This window comes from Pseudomonas sp. P4_C3, assembly GCF_056402075.1.
Map to the genome: position 1 here is coordinate 1 of NZ_JBFUIC010000441.1, position 2,842 is coordinate 2,842.

Here is a 2,842-nt window from a genome sequence, read left to right on the forward strand (position 1 = left end):
CTGTTAGCGTCCGCCGCATTATTTCTGAACACCCTACCAAGGATAAGGATTTTGAAATGAATGCACCCTTGCAACCTTTGTATACCAACGATGTTTCCCCAGAGTATCTGCGCAGTCTGGACAATCCACACTTCACTGAGCAGCAAATTGCGCAATTCCATGAGCACGCCCAAGTGGTTGTGCGTCAACAGCAGGCTTACATCGACACTCATCCTGCTATCGCCATCTTCCGGTGCGCAACCGAGGGCAGCCAGACCCGTAACGGCGGGGTGATCCAGCAAGGGACAGGGCCGCTGGAGTTCAAGTTGGAAAATGGACGGTCGGTGCGCGTAGCGCGAACAGGCGACTACGTCCTGTATGCCGATGGCAGTACAGCGCAAATCATCACCGGCGCAGGGCAAGACAACAATGATGTGGCGCTGGTCGGCAGCATGCTCAGCAATGGCGACGAAATCATCAATACACCGCAAGGCGGCTACGTGTTTATTGCGCGCGAAGGTGTGTCGATGGGCGAGGATTTTTTGTCATCGGTCGCGGACTGAGTGACGAAGTCTGGCGCTGCCCAAGGCTGTCTCAGTGCTGCGTTGCTTAAATGCTCACGCAGCTGATGGTCGAAAACTTTCTGGACTCGGCCGGAAGTAACGGAGAAGAAATTCAATGAAAKAAGGACATTTCATCGGTCTGAATGACCGAACCACCTGTGGTGGCAAAGTTCTGGATGGTGACACCCGGATCATGATGTATGGCGTTGCCCACGCCTGCGATGGTGATCGGGTCACCTGTGGAAAAGACGGGAAGACGTATCGGATCGTCGGTGGCATTTCGTACATGATCAGTCATGGAAAACCCATGGCTGGTACGCTGGACAGTTACAGCAATTGCCCCTGTAAAGCTCGACTGATCCCCTCCGTAATGACGGCCACGTATCAAAGCAACGCAAGCCCTGCACAGCCGGCCACCAGGGCTGCGGGCTCATCGGCGGCTCCGGCTGAAAACAGCTTTACAGCCAAGCCTAATGTGGTTGATCTGAAGCTGGCAGATAAAATCTCTGCACCACCCGGCGACCTTGGTGGAAGCGAAGCCTGTAACCATCCAGACCAGATGGAAGAGCTTGCCAGCTACATCGCAGGTGAGATGAATAGGAACATCAAGCATCCGTCCGTGTTGAAAATGAAAGAGCTGATGAGCTACGACAGCAGCGCGGAAGCCAGGAAATTTCGGGCGTTACCCTGGTACGCCAGACTGGCGGGACCACCGAATTTCAACGGAATTGCATTGATGAATAAGCTAGAGGCGATGGCGATCTGGACTAAACAAGTGGGTCAAAACATGGAGTGGGATCACAAGCCGAAGCTTCGGGAGCTGTTTCCCGGGGTACGACACAAGCAAGGGAAGTATCTCTACTACTACGACATTTGGTCGAACATCCACTACGGTTATGTCGGAATCATAGGTGGACTTTCAGAAAGCTTACTGCTAGACGGAGCAGGGGCCGAGCAAATCGCCTCAGATACCCTGCGCAAAGCCGAAGAGTTACGAACAACGCCCAAAGAGGATAGAGAGCTCCTTGGCCCTCGTCCTACAGCTAGCCCTTGGACTGAATTGCGATCATGGGATGATGTAGCTGATAGAGTGTCGATAAGCATCGGTATAAAGCTCGCCAATCAGCACCCTGAAGGCGGGATAACAGCGCAGATGATCATGAATAAGGTGTTGGCAGTTCCACCAGAGAACTGGGGAGATGGAGTCCGTGTCCACGTCTGTAAATAACCCCCGATCTCGTTACTTACGGTGGCTATGGATTCCGTTTTTACCACTGCTGCTGCCACTGCTGGTACTGCAGTTGATGGCCCTCTGGAATGTTTATGTTCTACCCAGTGCAACCGTCAATTATTCCAAGGATGCCGAGCGCGGATTGCGGTACACCTGGAACGTTCAAGACCGGATATACAGGGGGCGGATGTCCCCAGGAGGTGCCACCAGCGACCACGGATATCTATTTCCGGATACCGAATTTTTCATGGAGTTTTCTTGGGCAGCCGAGAACGGGCGTTGGCACTGCATCAGCATCACACCGAAGTGGCCCAACATGCATATTTTTCTCGACGCCGACGGCAACATTGATATGCGCAAAGGGAGTGGTGCAGATGTGGATAGGCTGAAAGAGTGTCAATGGGATTTGGTGAAGCCCTAACATGCGTCAAGATTAAAAGTCGGTATTGGTTTGATTAACGAAATGCTAGCGATTTACTCCGGGTTGGGGGGGGGCACAAATGCAAGTAAATGGTGCTGCTTTTGTTTAAGGGTAGACCGCTAGCAATATTGCTTCTGATGTATTTTGTCTGGTATGTCTCCGTGCCGAGGGTGAAAGTCTATTTCTCAGAGGCGGGGGTCGGGAAGTTGAGTTTTGTTCTAAATACTCAGCACGATATATTTCGAGGGCGAATCTCCCCTGGCCAATCTACAGGAGGTCCTGGCCATATTTTTAAAGATGATAATTTCTTTATGCAGTTCGACTGGACTGTCTCAGGGAAAAGTCATTGCGTAAGGATAAGTCCTAAGTGGCCAACGACCCGTATATATATTGGAGCAGATGGAGCTCTCGATAGCGGTCACACTAGTGCAACCGATTCAGATCGATTAACGGAATGCCCTCGGCAATGAGTACAACATCAAAAAAATAAAATGCTCCGACACTCATTCTACGGCCGGCCCTTGGACTGAATTGTGAACATTGGGTGATAAAGTGTCGATAAACATCGGTATAAAGCTCGCCAGTCAGCACCCTGAAGGTGGGATGACGGCGTAGATGATCATGAATAAAGTGCTGGCAGTTCCATAA

General features: G+C 51.4%; 4 protein-coding genes. 3 read left to right on the plus strand and 1 reads right to left on the minus strand.

Features of this window, described 5'->3' with window-relative positions; translation table 11 throughout:
- The 3 genes from AC1DVH_RS29015 to AC1DVH_RS29025 all read left to right on the plus strand — a co-directional run.
- Positions 1-542: hypothetical protein (locus AC1DVH_RS29015; protein ID WP_477756677.1), on the plus strand; the 542-nt coding region annotated here is incomplete at its 5' end.
- A 115-nt stretch (positions 543-657) separates the two neighbouring features.
- Complete coding sequence (locus AC1DVH_RS29020; RefSeq protein WP_477756678.1) at positions 658-1,770, plus strand: polymorphic toxin type 44 domain-containing protein; 1,113 nt, start codon at positions 658-660, stop codon at positions 1,768-1,770.
- Positions 1,751-2,194, plus strand: coding sequence for a hypothetical protein (locus AC1DVH_RS29025; protein ID WP_477756679.1), 444 nt, complete (start codon positions 1,751-1,753; stop codon positions 2,192-2,194). The genes AC1DVH_RS29020 and AC1DVH_RS29025 overlap by 20 nt, the downstream gene beginning before the upstream one ends.
- A gap of 423 nt (positions 2,195-2,617) precedes the next feature.
- On the opposite strand, the gene AC1DVH_RS29030 is transcribed toward AC1DVH_RS29025, so the two are convergent.
- Positions 2,618-2,842, minus strand: a 225-nt coding sequence (locus AC1DVH_RS29030; RefSeq protein ID WP_477756680.1) for a hypothetical protein, incomplete at its 5' end; no start/stop codon positions are given.